At 70.6% G+C, this 24,740-nt stretch carries 19 protein-coding genes; 10 read left to right on the forward strand and 9 right to left on the reverse strand.

Going from position 1 to position 24,740, the window contains the following annotated elements; genetic code table 11:
- Nucleotides 1-136 precede the first annotated feature (136 nt).
- Both AB0C02_RS27445 and AB0C02_RS27450 read right to left on the reverse strand, forming a co-directional pair.
- Nucleotides 137-1,216, reverse strand: a complete 1,080-nt coding sequence (locus AB0C02_RS27445; protein ID WP_357551832.1) for an alpha/beta fold hydrolase — start codon at nt 1,214-1,216, stop codon at nt 137-139.
- Nucleotides 1,213-2,238 (reverse strand): AMP-binding protein, encoded by a 1,026-nt coding sequence (locus tag AB0C02_RS27450; RefSeq protein WP_357551833.1) that lies wholly within the window; start codon nt 2,236-2,238, stop codon nt 1,213-1,215. Before AB0C02_RS27450 ends, AB0C02_RS27445 begins: the two co-directional genes overlap by 4 nt.
- Between AB0C02_RS27450 and AB0C02_RS27455 the strand changes: the two genes are divergently transcribed.
- The gene (locus AB0C02_RS27455) at nt 2,219-4,450 is read left to right on the forward strand and encodes an L-tyrosine/L-tryptophan isonitrile synthase family protein (RefSeq protein ID WP_357551834.1); all 2,232 of its coding nucleotides are present in this window, start codon (nt 2,219-2,221) and stop codon (nt 4,448-4,450) included. The two genes, AB0C02_RS27450 and AB0C02_RS27455, sit on opposite strands and share 20 nt — an antisense overlap.
- Before the next feature lie 107 nt (nt 4,451-4,557).
- Here the strand turns inward: AB0C02_RS27455 and AB0C02_RS27460 are convergent, their stop codons facing one another.
- Nucleotides 4,558-5,694 carry an RNA-guided endonuclease TnpB family protein gene (locus AB0C02_RS27460; protein ID WP_357551835.1) on the reverse strand — a complete coding sequence of 379 codons (1,137 nt, stop codon included), beginning with the start codon at nt 5,692-5,694 and terminating at the stop codon, nt 4,558-4,560.
- A 175-nt stretch (nt 5,695-5,869) separates the two neighbouring features.
- On the opposite strand from AB0C02_RS27460, the gene AB0C02_RS27465 reads away from it, so the two are divergent.
- The 3 genes from AB0C02_RS27465 (at nt 5,870) to AB0C02_RS27475 (ending at nt 9,624) form a co-directional block, all read left to right on the forward strand.
- Nucleotides 5,870-7,117 (forward strand): MFS transporter, encoded by a 1,248-nt coding sequence (locus tag AB0C02_RS27465; protein WP_357551836.1) that lies wholly within the window; start codon nt 5,870-5,872, stop codon nt 7,115-7,117.
- Nucleotides 7,114-8,316 carry a hypothetical protein gene (locus AB0C02_RS27470; protein WP_357551837.1) on the forward strand — a complete coding sequence of 401 codons (1,203 nt, stop codon included), beginning with the start codon at nt 7,114-7,116 and terminating at the stop codon, nt 8,314-8,316. Before AB0C02_RS27465 ends, AB0C02_RS27470 begins: the two co-directional genes overlap by 4 nt.
- Before the next feature lie 183 nt (nt 8,317-8,499).
- Nucleotides 8,500-9,624 carry a ScyD/ScyE family protein gene (locus tag AB0C02_RS27475; RefSeq protein ID WP_357551838.1) on the forward strand — a complete coding sequence of 375 codons (1,125 nt, stop codon included), beginning with the start codon at nt 8,500-8,502 and terminating at the stop codon, nt 9,622-9,624.
- A gap of 38 nt (nt 9,625-9,662) precedes the next feature.
- Here AB0C02_RS27475 and AB0C02_RS27480 read toward each other — a convergent pair whose 3' ends face one another.
- Nucleotides 9,663-11,048 carry an FAD-binding protein gene (locus tag AB0C02_RS27480; protein WP_357551839.1) on the reverse strand — a complete coding sequence of 462 codons (1,386 nt, stop codon included), beginning with the start codon at nt 11,046-11,048 and terminating at the stop codon, nt 9,663-9,665.
- A 460-nt stretch (nt 11,049-11,508) separates the two neighbouring features.
- A complete protein-coding gene (locus AB0C02_RS27485) occupies nt 11,509-12,705 on the reverse strand; it encodes an ROK family protein (protein WP_357551840.1) in 1,197 nt (398 codons plus the stop codon).
- Between the two features lie 122 nt (nt 12,706-12,827).
- On the opposite strand from AB0C02_RS27485, the gene AB0C02_RS27490 reads away from it, so the two are divergent.
- From AB0C02_RS27490 to AB0C02_RS27505, 4 genes are all read left to right on the forward strand, one after another.
- Nucleotides 12,828-13,904: a sugar ABC transporter substrate-binding protein gene (locus tag AB0C02_RS27490; RefSeq protein WP_357551841.1), complete on the forward strand. Its 1,077-nt coding sequence runs from the start codon at nt 12,828-12,830 to the stop codon at nt 13,902-13,904.
- Between the two features lie 53 nt (nt 13,905-13,957).
- A complete protein-coding gene (locus AB0C02_RS27495; protein WP_357551842.1) occupies nt 13,958-14,620 on the forward strand; it encodes an ATP-binding cassette domain-containing protein in 663 nt (220 codons plus the stop codon).
- Nucleotides 14,621-14,688: 68 nt separating this feature from the next.
- Nucleotides 14,689-15,798, forward strand: coding sequence for a sugar ABC transporter permease (locus tag AB0C02_RS27500; protein ID WP_357551843.1), 1,110 nt, complete (start codon nt 14,689-14,691; stop codon nt 15,796-15,798).
- Nucleotides 15,795-16,700, forward strand: coding sequence for an ROK family protein (locus AB0C02_RS27505; RefSeq protein WP_357551844.1), 906 nt, complete (start codon nt 15,795-15,797; stop codon nt 16,698-16,700). Before AB0C02_RS27500 ends, AB0C02_RS27505 begins: the two co-directional genes overlap by 4 nt.
- Nucleotides 16,701-16,841: 141 nt before the next feature.
- On the opposite strand, the gene AB0C02_RS27510 is transcribed toward AB0C02_RS27505, so the two are convergent.
- The 3 genes from AB0C02_RS27510 to AB0C02_RS27520 form a co-directional block, all read right to left on the reverse strand.
- A complete protein-coding gene (locus AB0C02_RS27510) occupies nt 16,842-19,520 on the reverse strand; it encodes a hypothetical protein (protein ID WP_357551845.1) in 2,679 nt (892 codons plus the stop codon).
- Nucleotides 19,521-19,577: 57 nt separating this feature from the next.
- A complete protein-coding gene (locus tag AB0C02_RS27515) occupies nt 19,578-21,176 on the reverse strand; it encodes a beta-N-acetylhexosaminidase (RefSeq protein WP_357551846.1) in 1,599 nt (532 codons plus the stop codon).
- A gap of 122 nt (nt 21,177-21,298) precedes the next feature.
- Nucleotides 21,299-21,946 (reverse strand): DUF998 domain-containing protein, encoded by a 648-nt coding sequence (locus AB0C02_RS27520; protein WP_357551847.1) that lies wholly within the window; start codon nt 21,944-21,946, stop codon nt 21,299-21,301.
- 133 nt (nt 21,947-22,079) lie between these two features.
- Here AB0C02_RS27520 and AB0C02_RS27525 point away from each other — a divergent pair, with 133 nt between their 5' ends.
- Together AB0C02_RS27525 and AB0C02_RS27530 are read left to right on the forward strand one after the other, a co-directional pair.
- The gene (locus tag AB0C02_RS27525; RefSeq protein ID WP_357551848.1) at nt 22,080-23,372 is read left to right on the forward strand and encodes a sensor domain-containing protein; all 1,293 of its coding nucleotides are present in this window, start codon (nt 22,080-22,082) and stop codon (nt 23,370-23,372) included.
- Nucleotides 23,360-24,022: a response regulator transcription factor gene (locus AB0C02_RS27530; RefSeq protein ID WP_357551849.1), complete on the forward strand. Its 663-nt coding sequence runs from the start codon at nt 23,360-23,362 to the stop codon at nt 24,020-24,022. The genes AB0C02_RS27525 and AB0C02_RS27530 overlap by 13 nt, the downstream gene beginning before the upstream one ends.
- A 19-nt stretch (nt 24,023-24,041) precedes the next feature.
- Here AB0C02_RS27530 and AB0C02_RS27535 read toward each other — a convergent pair whose 3' ends face one another.
- Nucleotides 24,042-24,671 carry a PadR family transcriptional regulator gene (locus AB0C02_RS27535; RefSeq protein WP_357551850.1) on the reverse strand — a complete coding sequence of 210 codons (630 nt, stop codon included), beginning with the start codon at nt 24,669-24,671 and terminating at the stop codon, nt 24,042-24,044.
- Between the last annotated feature and the right edge of the window lie 69 nt (nt 24,672-24,740).

Here is a 24,740-nt window from a genome sequence, read left to right on the forward strand (position 1 = left end):
AGCACCATTCGATCCAGAGCCGGCGCGCGCCGGACAGCAGGCGCAGGGAGCTCTTGCCGCGGATGGTCATCTTCCTCATGGCGCACCTCCGTAGTGATCCACACGGGACTGACCCAGAGCATAATGCCGATCAATATCAGCCCGCCATGGTCTTGACGAACGCCTCGGCCACGATCGGATCCTTGACGATCCGGATCATCGCATTTTCCACCGTCTCACAAACTTCGGCCTGCGGCAGCAGGGGCAGCCAGTACGCCCGGGCCGCCTCGGCCCGCTCGGCGGGAGCGATGGCGGTGACCGGCCCGTCCCACTGCCGGGGCGCGTAGTGTTCCTGGGCGAACTGGGCCGCCGCCCAGAGGACGGTCAGCCGGTAGAAGTCCTCCTCTGGGGTCTCCTGCTCGAACCAGACCCGTCGCTTCAGTTCGGCCAGGGCGGCCGGCAGGTCGGCGACGGGGTCCACCAGGCCGAACTGGTGGCGCAGCGAGCCGAGCAGGTAATCGACATGGTCGGTGAGACCCCAGCCCGGGTCGAGTTCTGGCATCCCGTACGGCAGGTCGACCAGGACCAGGCTGGCGACCTGCTCGCCCTCGGCGCGCAGCCGCTGGGCCATCTCCAGCGCGATCACGCCGCCGGCACAAAGCCCGGACAGGTGGTACGGGCCACGCGGCTGGGCGACGCGCAGCTCGGTGAGGTAGCGCTCGGCCGTCTCGCCGATCGACAGGAGGGGGCGTACCGGGGCGCGGTACCCGATCGCCTCGAAGCCCCACACCGGGCGGTCGCCCCGGGCCACCTCGGCGAGGTGGGTGAACAGGCGGACGTGTCCGGTGCCCAGGTGGACGCAGACCATCGGCTCGCCGTCGCCGTCGGGGATCAGCGGCACGAGGCTCGGCGGCACCGTCTCGTGCCAGGGGCTCAGGCCGGTACGCCACACCTGCGACACCAGGTCGGCGGCGAAGCCGGGCGTCCGCGCGATGGGGTCCGGTTCGTCCGCGGGCCCGGTCGCCTGGTGCGCCAGCCCCGCCGGGGTGGGGTGCGCGTAGACGTCGAGCGCCGTGACGGTGAGCCCGGCGGCCCGGGACCGCTCGACAACGTCCACCACCAGCAGGGAGTATCCGCCGAGGTCGAAAAAGTCGTCGTCGGGGCCGACCGGCAGCCCGAGCAGTTCCTTGAAGACGCTGGCAATGGCGGTGGTGGCTTCGGCGTGGCTGACGGTCACGGGGTGTCCTTCCTCGGTGCGGTGGCCAGGTCGGTGAGCGCGGCCCGGTCGAGCTTTCCCGACGGGGTCAGCGGCAGCTCGGGCACTGACACGTAGCGCTGCGGGACCATGTGCCGGGGCAGCGTCCGCGCGGCGTGGGCGCGCAGGTCGGGCAGCTCGTCGGTGGTGGCCACGACGCAGGCGGTCAGGAACTGGCCGCCGGCCGGGGTGGTGATGACGGTGACGGCCGCGTCACGCACCTGCGGGTGGTCGCGCAGCACGGCTTCGATCTCGCCGGGTTCGATGCGGAAGCCACGCAGCTTGACCTGCTGGTCGGTGCGGCCCAGATACTCCAGCGCGCCGTCGGGCAGCCGGCGGGCCAGGTCGCCGGAGCGGTAGCAGCGTCGGCCGTCCACGGTGACGAACCGCTCGGCGGTCAGGTCGGGGCGGTGCAGGTAGCCGGCGGCGACCCCGTCGCCGCCGACCCACATCTCCCCCGGCTGGCCGTCGGGTACGCGCGCGCCCGCCTCGTCGCGCAGGTCGATGCTCAGGTGTGGCAGCGGCATGCCGATCGGCGAGCGGACCGGGCCGGTGAGGTCGGCGGGGCTCAGCTCGCGGAAGGTGGCGTGCACGGTGGTTTCGGTGATGCCGTACATGTTGACCAGCCGGACCGTGGGCATCCGGGCGGCGAAGTGGCCGATGACGCCGAGGTCGACGCTCTCCCCGCCGAAGACCACGTGCCGGAGCGGCAGCGGCGGTGCACCGGCCTGCTCGTGGGCGAGGACCAGGGAGCGGAACACCGACGGCACCTGGCTGAGCACGGTGATCCGTTCCCGGGCCAGGAAGTCGACGAGCGCCGCGGGGCTGGCTGCCGCGTCGTCGGGCACCAGCACGCAGGTCGCCCCGCTGGCCAGCGCGCCCCACAGCTCCCAGACGGAGAAGTCGAAGCTGATGGAGTGGAACAGCGACCAGCGGTCCCGCTCGTCCACCGCGAACAGCGGCAGCGCGGCGGTGAGGAGCGCGGTGACGTTGCGGTGGGTCACCACGCAGCCCTTCGGCCGCCCGGTCGAGCCCGAGGTGCTCGTCGCGCTGCGCCGGCTCGCGGCGGCCGGCACCAACGGGCTGGACCAGGTTGACGAGGTGCTCGTGGCCGAGCTGCGGCACCTGAGCCCCGCGTCCACGGAGGCGTTGCGGGCGGCAGGGCTGCCGGGACGCGGCGTCGGCAGGCGGCAGCAGCAGGTCCTCACCGACGTGCTGAACCGGGTCGTCGAACGGGCCCGGCGACGCCGGTCCGATCCGGCGCTGCGGCGGCCGGCCGTGCTGCTCGATCTGGATCTCTGTGCGCTGAACCCCCGGGATCGCACCGTCCGGGCGCTGCGCGAGACCGGCGCCCGGCACGGGATCGTCGAGTTCGCCGACCCGGACCTGATGTCGCAGTGGCCCACCTACCATCCGGCCTCCTGGCAGGGGTGCCTCGACCGCGGCGGACTACGGGACCGATACCCGGACGTCGACTGGGCGGACGCGTACCGGGACTACTGTCAGGCGTTCTTCGAACCGTGGGATCGGCTGGCCGACGACGAGCCCACCCCCGGGCTGCCCCGCTTCGTCTGGGACGTCTTCCACGCCGGTGGCTGCGTCGTGTTCAGCACGGGCCGACGCGAGCGGGTCCGCCGGTACAGCGAAGCTTCCCTGGCCCGGGCCGGTGTCCTGCGTCCTCGGCTGGTGATGCTGCCCGACGACCGGACCCGGCCGGTGCACGAGCTGAAGGCCGAGAACATGGCCGCCTTCGCCGACCTGGACGTGGTGGCTGTCTTCGACGACCTGTGCGACAACCGGCGCGCCATCGCCAAGCAACTGCCGGACGTGCTGTGCGTGGCCGTCGAGCTGCCCGGTTTCGCCCTGGAGCATCCGGCTGGCTGCCCGGACGACGGCGCGGAAGTGATCGTGTCCTTCGAGAGGGTGCCGCGCACCGGACGTACCGTCGCGGTCGCTGAGCGGGCGGACCTGTCGCACACCCTGTCGCTGGCGGAGCTGCCGGTGGGTGAGCTGGCCGACCACCGTACGGCGGCCGCGGCGCGGGCCGTGCGGCTGTCCACCGGGGAGTCACGCCGGCTGGTCGACGTGCTGCTCGGCAATGCCGACGCCGCGGCCGGCCGGGTCGCCGAGGCGGCCCGCCGGGGCCACCCCGACGGCGACCCGCTGCGGCTGCTGCACCACGTGCTGACCCGGGAACGGTTCCGCAAGGGTCCGCGCGGCAACTACCCGCTCACCCAGGCACAGCGCGACCTGCGTCCGTTCGTCGACCGGGGTGAACCGGTGCCGGTGGTCACCTTCGGCTTCCCGGTGAAGCTGCACTACAACGATCTGAAGACCACCGGGCCTCGGCCCGACCTCGCGGAGCTGGGCGCACTGGTGCGGATGCGGGAACTCCAGCACGCGGTCCGGGAGGTGTACCCGCCCGGGTTGCGGATCACGGTGCTGTCCGACGGCAACCACTTCCACCCCCGGCCGGCCGCCCTGCTCCGCGCGTACCACGACAAGCTGGCCGACTACCACACGCTGGTCGGCGGCGCGGACATCCTGGAGATCACCGACGTGGAGGACGTGGCCGCGGCCGTCCTCGGCGCGGACGTCCGGCTCCGCCGGCAGGTCCTGCTCGACGCCGCTCTCGGCGAACTCGACGCGACGCTGGCCGACCTCGACGTCACCACCGCGCCCCTGACGGCGCTGGAGGAGGCCAGCGACCGGTGCGCCGCGCTGCTCGGCAACCGCGGCGACGGCACGGTCATGCCACGCTTCGTCGACCTCTGGCGCTCCCTGCTGTACGTGGTGCCGGTCGTCCCACCCCCGACGGTCGCCCGGCATGCCTGGGCGCGGCTGCTCTACGCCGACATCCTGCACGTGACCGACCCTCGGCTCGGCCCGGACCGGCAGCGCCTGCTCGCCGAGGCCTGGCAGCGAACCCTGCGCTACCTCGCGGTGCTCAGCGTCGACCGGGACCTCCGCTACGACGACACCACCTTCTTCCCCGGGCGCGTCCGGCTCACCCCGAACCCCCGGCCCGGCAGCCTCGGCTTCACCTACCTCGGCGGGGCCGGCGTCCTGCCGTGGCACGGCACCGCCGCCCTGGACCCGCTCGGTCAGCTCTCCACCGACTTCGCCGTCGCCCTCTACGACCGTGGGTACGTGCCGGTGTACTCGCCGCTGCTCGGCGACGACCAACCGTGGTTCTTGACATCCTCCCGGCCCTGAAGGGACCGGGATTCCCACGGTCGCCCGTAGGGTTTCCTGTTTCATCGCCGACTGCCTTTCCGGGAGGACTTCTTCCCTTGAGGTCTCACGTCAGCTCCGCAGGCGTTTTACCTCTCCGCCAGCCCGGCGGCGAGGATGTTTCTAGCAGCGTTGATGTCCCGGTCGTGCCCGGTCTGGCAGCCGGGGCAGGTCCAGACGCGGTCGTTGAGGGCGAGGGTGGTGTTGACCAGCCCGCACGCCGAGCAGGTCTTGGACGACGGATACCACCGGTCAACGGGAATCACCTCACGCCCGTACCAGGCCGCCTTGTACTCCAACATCCTGCGAAACTCGGACCAGGCCGCGTCGGAGATGACGCGGGCCAGACGACGGTTACGCAGCATGTTACGCACGCTGAGATCTCCGATCACGACCGTTTGAGTCTCACGGACGAGTCGAGTGGTCAGCTTGTGCAGGTGATCCCGCCGCCGGTCGGCGATCCGGGCATGAATCCGAGCCACCCTGAGCCGGGCCTTCGCCCGGTTCGCGGAGCCCTTCTGTTTGCGGGCCAGGTCCCGCTGTGCCCTGGCCAGCTTCCGCCGGTCAGCCTGCCCGAAACGCGGGTTCGCCACCTTGCCCCGCTCATCACTCACACCAGGGATCGGACGGGACAAGGTGAGCAGGCTGGTGATGCCCGCATCCACACCCACCTCCCCCGTAACCGGCGGCAGCGGCCCCACAGCCGGGTCCTCCACCAGCAGAGACACGAACCAACGACCGGCAGGATCCCGGGACACCGTCACCGTGGACGGCTCCACCCCCTCGGGCAGGGGCCTCGACCACACGATGTCCAACGGGCTGGTCATCTTGGCCAGAGTGAGCCGGCCGTCCCGCCAGCGGAACGCCGAGCGGGTGAACTCCGCCGACGCCCGCGACTTGCGCTTGGACTTGAACCTCGGATACCGGGACCGCTTGTCCCAGAACGCCACGAAACCGGCCTGCAAATGCCGCAACGTCTGCTGCAACGGCACCGACGACACCTCGTTCAGAAACGCCAACTCATCCGTGCGTTTCCACTCCGTCAGCCACGCCGAAGACTGCACATACGTGCTGCGCTGACGATCAACCACCCACGCCCGGGTACGGGCCTCCAACGCCCGGTTGTACACCACACGCACACACCCGAACGTGCGGCCCAGCAGCTCAGCCTGTTCCGGGGACGGGTAGAAGCGGTACTTGTACGCCCGCTTCACCACCTCACCCATAACCGACAATCTACCAACCGTCCATGTAAGACGATCGCGGAGGGGAGGGAGCGGCGTTTCCTCCCGGCCCTAAACGGCCGGGTATCCACGCCGCAATTCTGATGACGCCCGCCACCCTGGCCCGCGACGGCCGCCTCGACGCGGACGTCGCCGCCGCCATCCACCTGAGGCGACGGTGACCGGCGCCGTCACCGCTCCCCCACCCACCCGGCGGCTGCTGCCCGAGCCGGGTCCCGGGCGGGTCCTGGTCGCGGTGTCGCTGCTGGGCAGCGTCGGCCTCGGCCTCTACCAGGCCGGCAGCGTGGTCTTCTTCGTACGCTCGGTCGGCCTCTCCGCCACCCAGGTGGGTTTGGGCCTGTCCGTCGCCGGGTTCCTGGGCCTGGTCGCCGGGCTGCCGATCGGCCGGCTCGCCGACCGGGTCGGCCCGCTGCCGGTGGCCGTCGGCACGGCGATCGCCAAGGCGGTGCCGCTCGCCTTCGCCGTATGGGTGCACGACTTCTGGCAGTTCCTGCTGGTCATCTGCGTGCTCGGCGTCGCCGACTCCGGCTGGACGGTGGCCAACGAGGCGTTGATCGCCCGGATCATGACCGGGGCGCAGCGGGTTCGCGTGTCGGCGTACCTGCGGGCGGTGTTCAACATCGGGCTCACCGTCGGCTCACTCGCCGCCGGAATCGCGCTCGGCGTCGGCACGCGCACCGCGTACGCCTCGCTGATCTGGGCGTACGTCGGCACCTCGGTGCTGGGCGCGCTGCTCTACCTGGGACTGCCCGCGCCCCCCGGGCAGCCCGACCGGGCGGCCCGACCGGGCGTGCGGGTGTTCCGCGACCTGCCCTACCTGGCCGTGGCCCAACACAGCAACCTGACCACCATCGGCGACACCATCCTCGCCGTCGGCCTGCCGCTGTGGGTGGTCTCCGCGACCACCGCCCCGCCGCAGCTCGCCGGCTGGCTGCTCGCGGTCAGCACCCTGCTGGTGGCCGCGCTCCAGGTCCGCGCCGCCCGGGCCGCCGAGACCCTGACCGCCGCCCGCCGCGCCCAGGAATGGGCGTTGGCGGCGATGGTGCTCACCTGCGTACTGGCCGCGCTCTCCGCCGTCGCGCCCCGCTGGCCGGCGGTGGCGCTCCTGGTGGCCTGCGTGGTGGCGCTCAGCGCCGGCGAGATGTGGGGTCAGGCGGCCCGCTGGGAGCTGCGCTTCGACCTCGCTCCCGCCGACGCCCAAGGCGAGTACGGAGCCGCGTTCCGGCTGGGCCTGATCCTCCCCCGCGCCGTGGCGCCGATCCTGATCACCGCGCTGACCAGCCACTGGGGGCCGGGCGGCTGGCTGGCCCTGGCGGTGCTGTTCGGGCTGGGCATCGCGACCAACCGACCGGTCATCGGCTGGGCACTGCGTACCCGACCCCAGAAACCGGAGGGACACCCATGACCCGGATCGTCGTGGTCTACGACGTGGGCGCCGCCGACCTGCGGGAGATCCAGACCGGGCTGTCCCGGCTCGGCACCGTCGCGTACGCCCTCCCCGAGCCGGTCGACTCCCGGCTCGCGGCACTCGTCGGCCAGTTCGGCGAGGTGGTGGCGCTCCCCGACGTCGACCGGCTACGCCCCGACGCGGTGCTGACGTTCAGCGAACGCCAGCTACGGCGCACCGCCGCGCTCACCGATCGGCTCGGCCTGCCCGGCCACACCCCGGCGACCGCCGTGCTGCTCACCGACAAGCGCGCCCAGCGCGCCCGGCTCACGGCGGCGGACGTCGACCGGGTACGCAGTGCCGTGGTCCACGGCCCGCAGGACTGGGCGGAGGCGGTGGCCGCCGTCGGCCTGCCCGCCGTGCTCAAGCCGGTACGCGGGGAGGGCAGCAGCCGCACGTACCTGATCGACTCCGCGGCGGACGTGCCGCTGGCGGGCGACGGGCCGTTCGTGCTGGAGGAGTTCCTCGTCGGGCGGGACGCCACGCCGTTCGGGGACTACGTGTCGGTGGAGAGCGTCGTGGCACACGGGCAGGTCAGCCACCTGGCCGTCACCGGCAAGTTCCCGCTGCTGCCGCCGTTTCGGGAACGCGGCCACTTCTGGCCGGCGGTGCTGCACGACGGCGAGCACGAGCGGATCCTCGACCTGACCGGTCGGGCGCTGCGTGCCCTCGGAGTACGAACCGGGCTAGCGCACACCGAGATCAAGCTGACGCCGGACGGCCCGCGCCTGATCGAGGTGAACGGCCGGCTCGGCGGATTCGTCAACGAGTTGAGCATCCGGGCGGCGGGGGTGGACCTGGTGGAGCTGGCGGGCCGGGCGGCGCTGGGAGAGCCGGCGGGCGTCGACCCGGTCCGCCCGGACCGGGTGCACTTCCTGCACAACCACCCGTCGCCGCCGTTCGGGTACCGGCTGCGGGAGGTCCGTGGGGTCGCCGAGGCGCGGCGGGTACCAGGCATCACCGGTTATCGGCGGGTCGTCCCGCCGAACGCGACAATGGACGCCGACGTGATGACCCGCCCGATGGACGCCCTCGCCGGTGAGGCGGCTGGCCATGAGCACATGGGGCAGGTGCTGACGCACGCCCGGCGGTGCCTCACCTTCGTGTTCGAGGTCGGCGGAGAGCTGATCGAGATCCCTGGCGATGCGCTGCCCTGAACGTCCGCCGATGGTGCTCAATCTTGACGCTTGTTTTCGGGGACGTCGACGCGCACCCGCCCGGCTCGGCCTGCGCGGTCCCGGGCCGAGCCCGACAGCGTCCGGGCGCAGACCCGGAACCCGTTGGCGTCCTGCCCAGTTAGAGCACATGTCAGGGTCGGCAGGGAAGCCAGGAGGAAACGAATGGTGCTCACGCTCCGGTCTACCAGCGCGGTCGTCGCGGTCGCCGGGTTCGTCATCGCATCGGCGCCCGCCGCGGCGACGGCGGCCGCGAGCAAGCCCGGCGTCGAAGGCCTGACGGTGCTGGCCACCGGCCTCGACAATCCCCGTGGGCTGGCGGTCGCGCCCGGCGGTGTGGTGCTCGTGGCCGAGGCCGGCAGAGGCGGCCCCGGGCCGTGCATCGTCGGCGGGCAGGACGAGACGTTCTGTCTCGGCGCCACGGGCGCGATCACCGCAATCCAGGGGCAGCATCAGCGGCGGATCGTGACCGGGCTTCCGTCACTGGGCACCACGAACCAGTCCGAGGTGCTCGGGCCGCACGACATCGCGCTGACCAAGGCCGGCCCGCTCGTCACCATCGGCCTGGGCACGGACCCGGCGCGCCGCGCCCAACTGGGTCCCGCCGGGGCGCTCATCGGCCAGACCGTGCGGATCGGACCCTCGGGCGCCCGTGCCTTCGCTGATCTGGCCGGGTACGAGGCGGCGAACGACCCGGACCGCGACCAGCCCGGCAGCGGGCCGGACAGCAACCCGTACGGCCTCCTGCCGTACCGCGATGGCGCCGTGGTGACCGACGCCGGTGGCAACGACCTGCTGCGGCTCGACCGCCGCGGTCGCATCTCCACACTCGCCGTCTTCCCGACGACGCCGACGCCGAACCCGTTCGGCGGACCGGACCTCCCGATGCAGTTCGTGCCCACCACCGTGGCGGCCGGGCCCGACGGCGCGCTCTACGTCGGCCAGCTGACCGGATTCCCGTTCCCCGTCGGCGGAGCGAAGGTGTGGCGCATCGTACCCGGGCAGTCGCCCACCGTCGCCGCCGGCGGCTTCACCAACATCGCCGACATCGCCTTCGACAAGAAGGGCCGGCTGCTCGTCCTCGAGATCTTCGCCAACAGTCTGCTCAGCGGCGACCCGACCGGTGCCTTGATCAGGGTCGAACGCGACGGCTCGCGCACCGAACTCGCCCGGGCCGGCCTCGTCACGCCCACGGCCGTCGCGGTCGCCCACGACGGCACGATCTACATCTCCAACAAGAGCACCCTGGTCGGCCAGGGCGAGGTGCTGCGCCTGCGGGTGCGTGGTTAGGCATCAGCCCCGCTTGCCGCCCACGAGCAGAGCCCCGCTCACCTGGCCGCCACCTTCTCGACCCGCCCCGTCGGCTCGAGGTGGGCCACCTGGGGCATGGCCCGCCGGCCGGACCAGAGCACCCGGGCGACGATCCCCGGCGCGAAGAGCCCCGGCGGCGGCGTCATCAGGTTGGCCACGCTCAGGAACCGCCGCCCGACAACGGGGTGCCGCGCGGCGGCGATGTGCAGCCGGCTGACGTACCCGTTGAGGAAGCGGGTCCGGCGGCTGCGCGGCCCGACGACCAGCGGGTAACGCAGGTCGGCGCCAACGGCCATGTCCCAGGGCACGTCCACCACCTTCGCCGCCGCGGCGAAGAATCGGCGGGGCAGTCCCCGCCCGCCCTGCCGAAGGCAGTCGCGCAGCACCATCGCCTCCGCCGCGGCCACCGTCATGCCCTGCCCGTACGCCGGGTTGAAGCTGCACACCGCGTCGGCCACCGCGATGAAGCCTTCCGGGAGACGGGCGAGGTGCTCGTAGCGGCGGCGCATGCTGACGGGCAGCCGCATCCGCCTCGGCGGGCCGAGCGGCTCCGCCCGGCTCAGCAGCGCGTGCAACTCCGAAACGGGCAGCCGCCCGGCGAAGGCGAGGAAACCCTCGGGGTCGGTCGGCGGGGCCTGGCCCGGACCGACGCCGAGCAGCGTGACCATCCACCGGTCGCCCTCCACCGACACGGCCACCCCGCCGTACGGGACGGCCGGCGACGGGCTGCAGACGATGGCAGCGAAGTCGGCCTCGCCGGGCGTGCGGCGGTAGTCACGGGAGACGTACACCGTGTGGGGGTCCACCCGGTCCTCGACGGGCGGCTGGTAGCCGAGCTCGGCGAGCCAGGTGGGGCCACGGTTGCCGCGACCGGTCGCGTCCACGACCAGGTCGGCGTCGTGGCGCTCCTCCCGGCCGCCCCGGGGCAGGATCCGCGCGCCGGTGACCCTGCCGCCGCCGGCGTCGGTGAGCAGGCCCAACGCCTCGCACCTGTCGCGAACCTCCACGTTGGGCAGGGCCCGGACCCGGCCCCGGATGTACGTCTCCAGCGCACGCCGGCTGACGCAGAGCCCGTCCAGCCCGGAGGCGACCTGGGGAATCCGGTGGCCGTCGTTGACCCAGAGACAGTCACGCTGGACGTCGATGGCGGCGGCGCCCTGGGCGGTCAGGTCGGCGACCAGGCCGGGGAAGAGCTCCTCCAGGATCTGCCGCCCCCGGGCGAGCAGACCGTGGGTGTGCTCGCCCTGCGGCACACCCTTGCGATCGGCGGTCACCGCCGGCAACTCGTCCCGGTCGAAGACGGTCACCTTCGCGTACGACTCGCTCAGCACCCGCGCCGCGAGCAGGCCGCCGATGCTGCCGCCGAGGACGAGCGCCTGCCGCATCTCATTGGTGGTGGACACGGTTGACTCCGTTTCATCGAATGGATGTCTACAGTGAGCGGCACGACGACGCCGCTAGGAAAGCGAATTTGCGGACGGCTTGCCGACAGTTCACTGCCCGTCAGTAGCTCTGCCCTTTTCGATCTGTCACCCGAATGACATACCGCTAACAAAAGACCTGCTCAAGTGGCAACTACGGGCTCTCTGGCCGGCATGGTGACCGATATCTCAGTCGTCAACCGGTCAATAGTCACCGGCTAAATAACAGATCACGAAACGCTTCCCGCGTGAGCCCCAGTGCGACCACGACCGTCCAGGCGAGCAGCGGCATTGACCCAGCGCACAATCTCGATCACTCGAAGTATGTAACCTCTCGCGCCCGGCTCGGCCTGCGCCGGGCCCGACCAGCCCGACAGCGCCCGGGCACCGAACCGGAACCCGTTGGCGTCCTCGCCGGACAGGTCGAGCTCACCGACAACCTTCAACCCGCGACCGCCCGGTCGAACACCAGGTCGCGGGCGGCCGCAAGGCCGACTGCCAGGGCACCCAGCAGGACGGCGTCCGTACCCAATGTGGAGACCTGGATCCGCGGCGGCCGCAGCGCGACCAGGTTGCGCAGGCGCTCGACGATGGGACCGGCGAGAAGGTCGCCGGCTTGTGCGCCGATGCCGCCGCCCAGCACCACCAACTCGGGATCGAGAACAGCAGACACATTCGCGATGGCGTGGGCGATGTGGTCGACCTCGATCGCCACCACCTGCCGCGCGATGCGGTTGCCCTCGCGCGCAGCGTCGAAGACCTCTTTGGCGGTAATCGCCGTGGTCATACCCATCCGTCGGGCGACGGCGACGATGCCGTCAGCCGCGGCCACAGATTCGAACATCCCGCGGCGGCGCGAGTCGCGCCCGCTCTGCACAGGGTCACCCTCGCCGATGGTCAGGTAGGCGATCTCACCGGCTGCGCCTTGAGAGCCCCGGTACAGCTTTCCGTCGATCATGATGCCCATGCCGGTCCCGGTGCCGATGGAGACATACGCGAAATGGGACACTCCCGCGCCCAAGCCGTAGGCCGCCTCACCCATCACAGCGAGATCGATGTCATTCTCCACCAGGAACTGCGCGCCTGCGACCTCGGCGAGTCGCTGCACCGCGCCGGCCCGGTCCCAGCCCGGCAGGTTCGGTGCGAGGTGCAGCCGTCCGTTCGCCCGATCGTGAATGCCGGGTGTGCCGAAGACGGCGAGGGTGATCTCGTCCCGGCCAACGCCCGCTTCGGCCGCCATCTCGTCGGCGAGCGCCGTGAGCTGGGCCACCAGGTCGCCAGCGCGCGCGGAACGTGAGGGGGCCTGCCGGCGGGCGACGATCTGTCCGATCAGGTCCGCGAGCGCGAGCCGGACGTAGGCCCGGCCGATGTCAACCGCCAGGACCCGGCCGGCCTCCGGTCTGACCTCGTACAACAGAGCCGAGCGGCCGGCGGCACCGGCGCGTCGGCCGACGGACTGCAGCAGGCCGGCGCGCTCGAGGTTGGCGAGGGCCACCGAGATCGTCGGTTTGGACAGGCCCGTGGCCCGGGCGAGTTCGGGCCGGGAGACCCTGCCAAGGCGAAAGATCTCGGCTAAGACCGCGCGCTCGTTCATCACCCGTAGCACGCTGGTCGTGCTGGCCGTCCCGGTCGTCGACACAGGCCTAGGCTGCCACACCAGTTTCGTAAAGGTCTATTACCAACTTCGTTAGATACCTTGCCTTTCGGCATCGGGATCCTTCAGCATGCTGACAACGGACCCCAGAAGGAGAGGTATCTGCGATGAGAGCCCGCTGGTTCGTTTTCCCCGTGGCGGTAGCCTTGCTGGCGAGCGCCTGCGGGACGGATGCCGCCACCAACTCGCCGAACTCGTCGAAGCCGCCGACGATAGCGCTGTTCCTCCCGGAGTCCAAGACGACCCGGTACGAGGCGTTCGACCGTCCGTTGTTCGAGGCGAAGGTCAAGGCGCTCTGCGGCGATTGCAAGCTGCTCTACTCCAACGCCGACCAAGACGCGGTAAAGCAGCAACAACAGGTAGAGGCCGCGCTCGCGCAGGGGGCCGATGTCCTCGTCCTCGACGCGGTCGACGCCGACGCGGTCGCCTCGCTTGTACACCAGGCCGCGCAGAAGAAGGTCCCGGTGATCGCCTACGACCGGCTCATCTCCGGTATCAGCTACGAGTACTACGTCTCGTTCAACAATGTGCGGGTCGGGGAGATGCAGGGGCAGGCGCTGCTCGACGCGCTCAACGCCCGGGGCACGACCGCCAAGGGCAAGATCGTGATGCTCAACGGTGCCCCGACCGACCCGAGCTCTGCCGACTACAAGAACGGCGCGCACAGCGTCCTTGACGGCAAGGTCGAGATCGGCCGGGAGTTCGACACGCCCGACTGGAGCCCCGACAAGGCCCAGCAGGAGATGGAACAGGCGATCACCGCGCTCGGGCGAGACAATATCGTCGGCGTGCTGTCCGCGAATGATGGCATGGCGGGCGGAGCGATCGCCGCGATGCAGCGGGCCGGATACGCCGCGCTTCCGCCGATCACCGGTCAGGACGCCGAGCTGGCCGCGGTGCAGCGGATCCTCACCGGAGAGCAGTACATGACCATCTACCTCGACATCCGTAGCGAGGCCGAGAAGTCCGCCGAACTGGCCGTCGCGCTGGCCAAGGGACAGAAGCCGGCCGCACCGACGACCGTCAACAACGGAACCAATGACATTCCGTCGTTCTTGCTCGACCCGATCGCCGTAACCGCCGACAAGATCAACGACAGCATCGTCAAGGACCGCTTCTACACGGCCTCCGACATCTGCGTGGACGCTGTCAAGGCGGCGTGCGAGCAGCACGGCATCCAGTGATCTCCGTAAGGGATGTGCACAAACGGTACGGGGCGGTCCAGGCTCTCACCGGTGTGAGCCTGGACCTGCACCTCGGCGAGGTCGTCGCACTCGTCGGTGACAACGGAGCCGGCAAGTCCACGCTGGTGAAGGTGATCTCCGGCGTCGACGTCGCGGACGAGGGGCGCATCGAGTGCGAGGAGCGCACCGTCCGGATCGCCAACCCTCACGATGCCCAGGCCCTCGGCATTGCGACCGTCTACCAGGACCTGGCCCTCTGCGAGAACCTCGGCGTCGTGGCGAACCTCTTCCTCGGCGCCGAACGCAGGCGGTGGTCGCTGCTGCGCCATGCCGGCATGGAGCGGTCGGCACGGGACCTCCTCGCCTCGTTGGACGTGCGGATCGCGGACATCCAGGCGCCCGTGGCTGTCCTCTCAGGCGGCCAGCGACAGTCAGTGGCGATCGCGCGGGCCCTGGTCGGCGAGCCGCGCCTGATCATCCTCGACGAACCCACCGCCGCCTTGGGAGTGGAGCAGACTGCTCAGGTTCTCGACCTCATCCGGCGGCTGCGCGACCGCGGGCTTGCCGTCCTGATCATTTCCCACAACCTCGTTGACGTACGGGCGGTCAGCGACCGCATCGCCGTGCTCCGGCTCGGGCGCAATGCCGGAGAGTTCCGTACTGCCGATGCGACTCAGGAGGCCATCGTGGCTGCGATCACCGGAGCCGCCGTATGAGCGTCGTCGCCCCGGCTCCCGCCAAAGAGGTCCGCTCGGCACTGGCGCCACGGCGTTCGGGTGCCGGCATGTGGCCCGTCGTCGCCGGGCTGGCCGTCATTGCTGTCGTCTTCGGCTCGATCAACAACCATTTTCTCTCCCCGGAGAACCTCGCCAACCTCGCCCTACAGATGGCCGCGACCGGGACCATCTCGCTGGGCATCGTCATGGTCCTGCTGCTGGGTGAGATCGATCTGTCCGCGGGCTCGGTCAGTGGCCTGTGCGCGGTGACCATGGCGGTTCTGCATGTGCGCCATGGCTGGGATCCGGTCCCAGCCATCGGGGTCGCCCTGGCGCTCGGACTCGCCATCGGACTGCTGCACGGGCTGATGGTCACCCGAATCGGGATGCCGTCATTCGTGGTGACCCTGGCCGGTTTGATCGGTTGGCAGGGACTGTTGCTCTACCTGCTGGGACAGGGCGGCACGATCAATCTGCCGTTCGACGGCCTCTTGGCCAGGTTGAGTGACACGTGGCTGCCGAACTGGATCGGGTGGCTGCTGGCGGCGCTGATCGTCGGGGCGTGGACGGCAGGTGGCCTGATCAGCCGGCAAGTACGGCGGCGCGCCGGACTGCCGCACCACTCAGCGCTCCGGCTGGCCATCAACCTCGCTACCCTCGCCCTCGCGCTGGGCGCCGCCGTCATGATCCTGTCCGCCGATCGTGGCGTGCCGTTGCTGCTGGTCATCTTCGGCGCCCTGGTCGTCGCCACCGACCTCGTCTTGCAGCACACCGCCTTTGGTCGGTGGATGTATGCGGTCGGCGGTAACGCCGAGGCCGCGCGGCGCGCTGGCATCAACGTGCGGCGGATCCGGGTGATCGCCTTCATGGCCGCGTCCTTCTTCGCCGCTCTCGGCGGAATGCTGGCGGCGAGCCGGCTTGCCGCGGTCAATCAGAGTTCGGGCGGCAGCGACACCCTGCTGATGGCGATCGCCGCGGCGGTCATCGGCGGCACCTCGCTCTTCGGCGGGCGCGGCCGCGCCTACGCGGCCCTGCTCGGCATCCTGGTCATTCAGTCGATCACCAACGGGATGCTGCTACTCAACATCGACTCCTCAATGCGGTACATGGTCACCGGCGGCGTCCTGGCCATCGCCGTCGCCATCGACTCGCTCGCCCGACGCGGCAACCCACGATGACCGATGGGCGCGTGCTAGCCATCGACTTCGGCGGCACCAAGGTCGCGATGGCCACCGCCACCGCCACATCGCTGGGTCGTCTCGGCACCGTGCTACGGCTACAGACCCAACCCTCGGCTGGCGCGGACCAGGTCGTACGGCGCTCACTCGAAGCGGCGCGGACGCTCATCGCCGCGCCGGCCTCGGTCGGGGTGTCAACGTTTGGCGTCGTGCGAGGAGGCCGGGTTCAGTTGGCTCCAAACGTCCCCGGCTGGGATGGCATGGAGCTGCCCCGGCTACTGCGGGAGGAGTTTGGGACCATACCCGTCGCCATCGACAATGACGTCAAAGCAGCGGCCCGAGCCGAGCTGCGCTGGGGCGCACTACGTGGCGTCGATGTAGGCGTATACCTCAACCTGGGCACCGGGCTGGCGACCGCGTTGGTGGTGGGCGGCACGGTCGTACGTGGCGCACACGGGGCCGCCGGTGAAATCGCCTATCTCATCAGCTCGGCGGGAGAGAGCGGCTTCGCCGATGGCCGCGCGCCATGTGAGGAGTTGGTCTCCGGCGCCGCGCTCGCAGCCCGAGGATCGGCGGCGCTTGGACGTCCCGTCACCGCCCACGACCTGTTCACCATGCACGACGACCCCACCGTACGACCGCTGCTCGACGACGCGACAGCCACACTGGCGATGGTCGTGGCCAACGTGTGTATCACGCTCAACCCGGAACGGGTCGTGGTCGGCGGTGGCATGATGCGGGCCGCCCACCACATCCTTCCCCGTATAAGGGCCGAGGTCGGCCGAACGGTCCCGTTCCCACCGACGATCACGACGGCCCGGTTCATCGATGACGCGCCGCTGCTCGGCGCTCTCGCGCTCGCGCTGGATTCCATCGATCCTTCGGAGAATCCATCTTGTTGATGGGATCGACCATGTGGTCACGGTGACGCTCAGGAGGCTGGCCAGCCGGATCAGCGGTCTCGCGGCCGGCGCAGTGAAGGGTTGACAAGTGCAGCTGCGGGGGCGGCGAAGCGCGCCGCCCCCGCTGCCGGCTCGTTGCGGCTACGGCACGGGAATCGATGCGGTCGGGATGTTGTAGCCCCGCACCCGCAGGTACGGGGGTAGGCCGCCGAGATCGCTGGTCTGGTAGGTAGCCGTGATGGTGGTCGACTCCCCCGGCCACAGCGAGACGTAGTTGTCGGTGTAGTTCACCGGCAGCACCTCGTCGCCACCGTTGCCGGCCGTGACCTCCGGCCGCAGGAAGAAGGCGATGTTCGTCGGGCTGTTGTTGGTCAGCCGGATGGTGGCGGTCTCCTGCCCGCCGGAGACGGCCCGGGTAACACTGGCCGCCAGGTTGGGGTTGGACGGCAGACTGTTGAGCCCGGTGAGGTTGGCGTAGGTCTTGACCGATGTCATGTACCAGTTCGACTTGTTTCCCAGCGCGTCCGGCTGGCTGGAGTACCAGTAGAGGTTGTTGCTGAGCACCGCGCCGGCGGCGTCCTTGAGTTGCAGTCGGATGAAGTAGGTCGTGGACAGGCCGGTCAGCGTGGGCAGCGTGAACATCTGGGTGGAGGCGTTCGCCGCCGCGTTGACCGGGACGGTGGTGGTGTAGGCCTGGGTCAGGTTCGGAATGTTGTACACCGTGGCGGTGGCGGTCAGACCGCTACGTGCGGTCAGGGTCGAGTTGACTGCGTACACGTTTCTGGTTTTGTAGTCGTAGGCGAGGTGCACCGGCTCGTTGGCCTTCTTGCTGCCGAAGTAGCCGCCGCCGGGCTTGAGGTAGTAGTCGTACAGGTTCCAGTGCACGGCCGGCCAGGCGTTGTTCAGCATCCAGAAGATGACCCCGAACGACTGGGTGTACTCGTGCGTGTTCCAGGCCTCGAAGAATGACCTGGTGTTCTCGTAGTTCTGCAGCTCGGATTTGCGGGAGTAGTCGTCGGCGCTCGTCGTGGTGCCGTACCGCTTGTTCACGCCGTCGGTGAAGACCTGGATGTTGTCGAAGACGCTCTTCGGCTTGCCGGCGTGGTAGCTCCAGGCCGCGCCGATCGGCCACAGGTTGGCGGCTGGGATGAACTTCTTCAGGCTCTCCAGCGGCGGCGGCGCCTCGGTGCCCTCCTCGCCGGTGGTGCCGAACGCGCTGCCCGCCCGGGCGGGGCTGTCCCACCACAGCAGCGGTGGTTCCCACTTGTACGGGCCGTCCATCTTCATGCCCGCGTTGGCGTTCGAATAGGTCGCCACGTTGTCGACCGTCGGGTTCTGCCAGTGCAGCCTGGTGGCCGTGCTCTTGTACGTGCTCAGGTGGGCGGCGGTCGGCGGCTGGTCGCTGCCGTAGGTCCAGAGGAACGGGCTGGCGTGGGCGCGCAGTGCCCGCAGCTGGCTCTCCAGTGACGCGTTGGCCACCTGCGTCTGCTCGGCGGTCCAGGTGTTGTCGTTCTCCCAGGCGCTGCAGCAGACAAACCCAGGCATGATCATGACGCCGGCCCGGTCGGCGAGGTCGTAGAGCTCCTCGTTGCCGATGGTGCCTTCCAGGCGGATGGTGTTGAGGCCCATGTCCTTGACGTACTGGACGTGGGTGGCATTGGTCCTGGAGTCCCAGCGCTGCAGCATGTCCCAGACGTAGCCGCCGCCGCGGACGAAGATGTTCTGTCCGTTGACCTTGTAGCCGGCGAAGGACGTGCCGTTCACGGTGGTCCGGTAGTCGGTGAACTGACGGACGCCGAAGTTGATCGACTTGGTGTCCGAGGTTGCGCTGGCCACCGCCGCCGAGGTCGACAGCTGGTAGAGCTCCGGGCTGCCGTACTGGTAGGGCCACCACAGCGCGGGGGCGGTGACGTGCAGCTGCGGGTAGCCGGCCGGGTCGAAGGTGACCTCGCGGCGCTCGTTGGCGGCCAGGGTGACGGTCTGGCTGACCGAGATGCTCGGGTAGCCGGCCTTGGTGATCGTGCCGCTGACCGTCGTGGTGACCGGGGCGTTGGTCGCGTTGACGGCGTCGACGTAGACAGTCAGGTCGGCCGCGTTGGTCGCAGGCAGCGGCAGGACGGTCCGGACGTACGGATCCCGCAGCGCGACCGGCCCCGTTGTGTCCAGCAGCGTCTTGCCCCAGAGCCCGGCGTTCATGTCGGGGGCCTCGGGGTTCCAGTCGACGGTGCAGAAGGACAGGTCCTTGCAGTCGTGCAGCGGTGGCGTGACCAGGATCGCCAGCGCGTTGAGCGCACCGGGCCTGATCAGGTCGGTCACGTTGTACTCGTGCGTCACCATCGTGCCGACCGCGTTGGCGTCGAGCTGGGTGCCGTTGAGCCAGATCTGCGCCCGGTAGCTGATTCCCTTGAAGCGCAGCCAGTACACCTGGTCGGCGGTGGTGGCCGACGCGGTGAACTGGCCCCGGAACCACCACTTCTGGCCGGTCAGGTCCGGCACCGACTGCAGGTTCGTCCCGACGTAGATGTTCTGGTAGACGTTGTTGGCCACGAGGCCGGCCAGCACGGTCGACGGCAGCGAGACCGGGTTCCAGCCGGTGGTGCTGTAACCGACCTGGGAGATGGTCGAGCCCGCGTCGGTGACGTTGTTGGCTGATCGCAGCGCCCAACCCGACGACAGTTCGGTCGAGCCGACGCTGGCGGCGCTTGCGGCCGGGACGTGGACCAGCCCGACGCTCGCCCCGAGCGTCAGGGCTGCGAACAGCGCCGCGATCAGTCGGCGGGTCAGCAGGCGAGGTCGGTCGATGATGAGGGGCGTTGGCATGGATGGCCTCCTCAAGGTGGTCAAGGGTGCAGGCCGCGCAGTCCCTCTGCGCGGCGCCTAGGAGCCGGCGGGCCAGGACACCTGCGTGGAGTGGTAGTAGTTGATCCCCATGACGCGCCAGCGCGGGCCCTGGGCGCCGAGCCGCTGGTTGAACGAGGTCCAGTCGTGGGTGCTGGCCGGCGACCAGCCCAGCTCGGCGATCGCCGGCAGGCGCGGGAAGGCCATGTTCTCGACGTCGGCGAGCGTCTCGATCGTTTCCGTCCACAGCGGGGCCTCGACTCCGAGCACCGACGCCTCGCCGACGCCCGTCAGGTATGCACCCGGGTCCCAGCCGTACGCGTCCTGGACCTCGATGTAGCCGGCCCAGCGCTGGCCGAGTCGGGTACGGGAGTTGTACTTCATGTCCAGGTAGGTGCGGTTGGCCGGAGACATTATGATCTTGGTGCCGTTCCGGGCGGCCGACGCCACCGCGGCGTTGGAGGTCGTGGTCCCCCAGAACTGGGCGACGGTCGACGGCAGGACCGGGGCGTTGACGATGTCGTGCCAGCCGACCACGGTCTTGCCGCGCGCCGCGACGATCTGCTGCGCCCGGTTGAGGAAGGTGGCGTAGTCGGCGGCCGTGGTGGAGCTGGCCTCGTCGCCGCCGATGTGCAGGTAGGGCCCGGGCGTGAGGGCCGCGATCTCGCCCAGGACCTGGTCGAGGAACGTGTAGGTGATCTCCTTGCTGACGCACAGCGAGCTGAACCCGACCTTGGTGCCGGTGTAGAGCTTCGGCGCCACGCCGTTGCAGTTGAGCTGCGCGTACGAGGCGAGCGCGGCGTTGGTGTGGCCCGGCATGTCGATCTCCGGCACGATCATGACGTACCGGGCGGCGGCGTACGCGACGATCTGGCGGTACTCGGCCTGGGTGTAGTACCCGCCGGTGCCGCCACCGACCTGGGTGCTTCCGCCATAGATGGCGAGGTTGGGCCAGCTGTCGACGGCGATGCGCCAGCCCTGGTCGTCGGAGAGGTGCAGGTGCAGGCGGTTCACCTTGTAGAGCGCGATCTCGTCGATGTACCGCTGGACCACCGACACCGGCAGGAAGTGCCGTGCGACGTCGAGCATCGCGCCACGGTGGGCGAACCGCGGATAGTCGACGATGCGTCCGCCGGCCACATCCCACGGCCCGGGTTGCGCCGTCGCGCTCTCGGCGGCGGGCGGCAGGAGCTGCCGCAGGGTCTGCACGCCGGCGAACAGGCCGGCCGCGGCGTTGGCTCGCACGACGATCGACGCGGTGGTGACGTCCAGCTGGTAGCCCTCGGCGCCGAGACCGGTCGGCGCTCCGGACAGCAGCAGCGCGATGCCGTCCGCCGGGGTGCTGCCCGACGCGGCGGTGACGGGCAACGCGTAGCCGGTCGAGCGACGCAGGATGGCGGCAAGCTGACCGGCGATGTCCGTCGCCGCGGCCGAACCAGGCTCGGTCCAGATCGTCGTCGTCGCGGTGATCCGATAGGTGACGCCGCCCGCCGGGGCCACGGTGGCTGGCGCCGGCACGACGGACGCGAACGAGACCGTGCTGGTGCCGACGGCGGGGTTGGCGGCGGTGGGGGCGGGACCGCCCCAGGTGAGAGCAAGGATGACGGTGGTGAGCAGACGTACGCCGGGGATGGTCATGACTGCCTCCGGAGCCCAACGATGCCGCAGGAAGCGGACTTCGAACGCTCACCGCGCATCGACCTTCGTCGCTAGCAGTCAAGGTAGCCGGCATTTTTTCATAAGGCAAGCTCCTTAACAAATCATGCGGGACGCCCCCGGCCCGGCTCCCCCAGGACCCGCACCGCGACCAGGACCACCCAGGCGAGCAGCGGAAAAACGGCCACCCGCTCCATGCCGCCGACGCCCAGCCCGAGGTCGACCTGTGCCCAGAACAGCGCCGTTCCGGCCAGGCCGGTCAGCGCCAGCGCGAGGCTGCTCCCGCGCATCGAGCCGAGAACCGGCGACCGCCGGGCCAGCGCCGCCACGACCATCCCGACATTGCCCAGTACGAAAATCAGCAGCGCCGCGAGGAAGTGGTGGTTCTCGTCCACGTCCGCCGGGTACGCGCCGGCCAGGACATACCCGCCCCCACCGGCGAGCGTCAGCAGCCGCGCGGCCGTCGTGGCGGCACCGCGACCCAGCGCCGACCAGGTGAGCAGCACCCCGAGCGCGAGCAGCAGGCCCGTGGTGATCATGGCGCTGTTCATGCCCACATGCCAGGGCGAGCAGACCTCGCGCGGCCGGGTGGTGTCCCACCGACCACAGGTCACATTGCCCAGGTCGCTGATGTTGTTCGTTGCCCAACTGAACGAAGGGTGCCGCCACGCCAGCCCGGTGACCAGGTTCGCGGCCAGGAACAGGGGTGCGGCGAGCAGCCAACTGCAGGCGCCGAGGTGAGGGATACGCATTCACCCAGTGCAGCGGCCGGCGGGTGGACGGCGCACTGGGCACAGCCGGTCAATCTCAGGTAGGGCCAGGCATACCCCGATTGGGGGTTCAAGCGGCTGGGCCGGGCGGACGAGGCACGAATAGCTTGGCGACATGACCCCAGACGTATCCCCGCATCTGGCCACGGCGCTGCGCCGGCGCGACTACCTGATCTCCGCCTGGCCCTGGCGGGCCCTGGCATACGCCGTCAGCAGCGTGCCGATAGCCGGGGCGCTGGCGATCGGGCTGCTCATCGTCGGCGCGCCCCTGCTGGTGGTGGTCGGCGCGGTGCGGCACGACCGTCCGGTCTCGCTGCCGGCCATGCTGTGCCTCGCCGTCACCGGCCTGGTCATGCTGGCCCTTGCCCCGATCGTGAGCATGCCCGTCGCCAGGTTCGAGCGGTGGCGGCTCGGCCTCGTCGACCCACGCCCGCTGCCCGGGCAGCGCCTGCGCGGCGGCCTGTCGGCGCGGTACACCAGCGCGGCGGCGTGGCGGGAGGTCGCGTACGCCTGCTGGCTGGGCGGGGTCGTGCCGATCGCGTACTGGATGTTCACGTTGCTCGTGCTGCTGGACCTCACACTGATCGCCGGCCCCTGGCTGGCCAAGGACGAAGACCAGGTGGTCCTGGTGTGGGTCACGGTCGACACACCCGGCCAGGCGATCCCCTACGCGATCGTCGGAGTCCTCCTCGTCCCGGCGCTGTGGTACCTGGCCGGCCTGCTCGTCGCCGGGCAGGCCGTCGTGGCCCGATGGCTGCTCGGCGGCGCGTCCGACGGGGCCGCGCTGCGGGAGGTGACCCGCTCCCGGGCCCGGCTGGTCGACGCGTACGAGACCGAACGGCGGCGCATCGAGCGCGACGTGCACGACGGCGCGCAGCCGCGCCTGACCAGCCTCACCCTCCAACTGGGACTGGCCCGGCTCGACGTGCCCGACGACTCGCCCGCCGCCGGGCCGCTGGCCGTCGCCCACGAACAGGCCAAGGACCTGATGGTCACGCTTCGGCAGATCGTGCAGGGCATCCGCCCGCAGAACCTCACCGAGCTCGGCTTGGCCGGCGCCGTGCGGGAGTTGGCCTGTGCGGCGACCATCCCGGTCGACGTCCACGCCGACCTGCCCCAGCCCCTGCCGGAGCTGGTCGAGACGACCGCGTACTTCGTGGTGTCGGAGGCCCTGGGCAACGTGGCCCGGCATGCCCGGGCGACCCGGGCCGAGGTACGGCTGACCCGGTCGGGCCGCCACCTCGTCGTCGAGGTGTCCGACGACGGCTGCGGCGGGGCCGATCCGGCCCGGGGTACGGGTCTGACCGGCCTCGCCGACCGGGTGGCCGCCGTCGACGGGCGGCTGCTGCTCGCCAGCCCAGCCGACGGCCCTACGCTGGTGCGGGTGGAGCTGCCATGCCGCCCGTGATCCGGGTCGTGCTCGCCGAGGACGAGGTCCTGTTGCGCGAGGGCCTCGTCGGCCTGCTGACCCGGTTCCACTTCGAGGTGGTCGCCGCCGTCGGCTCGGCGCCGGCGCTGCTGGAGGCGGTGCGCGCGCACGAGCCGGACCTGCTGGTGACCGACATCCGCATGCCGCCCGGCCACCGCGACGACGGCCTGCGCGCGGCCGTCGCGCTCCGGGCCGAACGACCGCGGCTCGCGGTGGTGGTGCTGAGCCAGTACGTGCAGAGCGGGTACGCCTCCGCGCTGCTCGACAGCGGCGACGGCCGGCGGATCGGCTACCTGCTCAAGGACCGCGTCGCCGACGTCGCCGAGTTCGCCGACACCCTACGACGGGTCGTGGACGGCGGGACGGCCATCGACCCCGACGTCGTACGGCAGCTGCTGCACCGACCGCGCGACCCGCTCGCCGCGCTGTCCGCCCGCGAACGCGAGGTGCTCGCGCTGCTCGCCGAGGGCCATTCCAACGGGGCGATCGCGGCACGGTTGCATGTCACCGAGGCGGCGATCGGCAAGCACGTCGGCAACATCCTGACCAAGTTGGACCTGCCGCCCAGCGACGACACCAACCGCCGGGTGCTGGCGGTGCTCACCTACCTGCGCCGCCACGGCTCCTGAGGCGGGGCCGGCCCGGCGGTCAGCCGACGGCGCGGGCCTCGTCCGCCGTCGTCACACCGGGTCGCGCCGGCCCGGCGTCGTGCGCCGTCGGCCCGGTGGGACGGTCGGCCAGCGCGGCGAGGGTCGCTCCGCCGTCGGCGAGCAGCGCCGACTCGGCGTCGTCGACGAAGGCGAGATCGGCCTCGACGTGCCGGCTGGCGGCCGACAGCAACAGCCGGACCACCGGGTCGTCGGTCTTGCGGCGCAGCGCGTCGAGGTTGCGCAGCTCCCGCATGAGATGGCCGCGCTGGTTGCCGAGCACCGCCCGGACCGTGACCGCCGCGCCCGAGCGGGCCGCGGCGGTGACCTTGAGGAAGAAGTCGTCCCGGAACCCGCCGCTGCGGGGGCTGGGCTCGGCGAGCCAGCGGTCCAGCTCGACGCGGCCGGCCGGGGTGATCTCGTAGACGACCCGGTCGGGTTTGACCGGCTGGGCCTGCCGCTCAGCGACCACCAGCTCGTCCCGGGAGAGCCGGTCGAGGATCTGGTAGAGGTGCCCGATGTTGAGCGGCCCCCACTGTGGGCCGACCGCCGCCTCGAAGGCGCTCTTCAGCTCGTAGCCGTAGCTGGGGCCGCGGGCGAGCAGGGCCAGGACCGCGTGCTGGATCGCCACCATGTCCTCCAATCCGGACCGGACACATCCGGCCCGCACGGGTCTTGCATTGTCACAATGTATCGCGCA

It is taken from the genome of Micromonospora sp. NPDC048999 (assembly GCF_040649295.1).
GTDB lineage: Bacteria > Actinomycetota > Actinomycetes > Mycobacteriales > Micromonosporaceae > Micromonospora.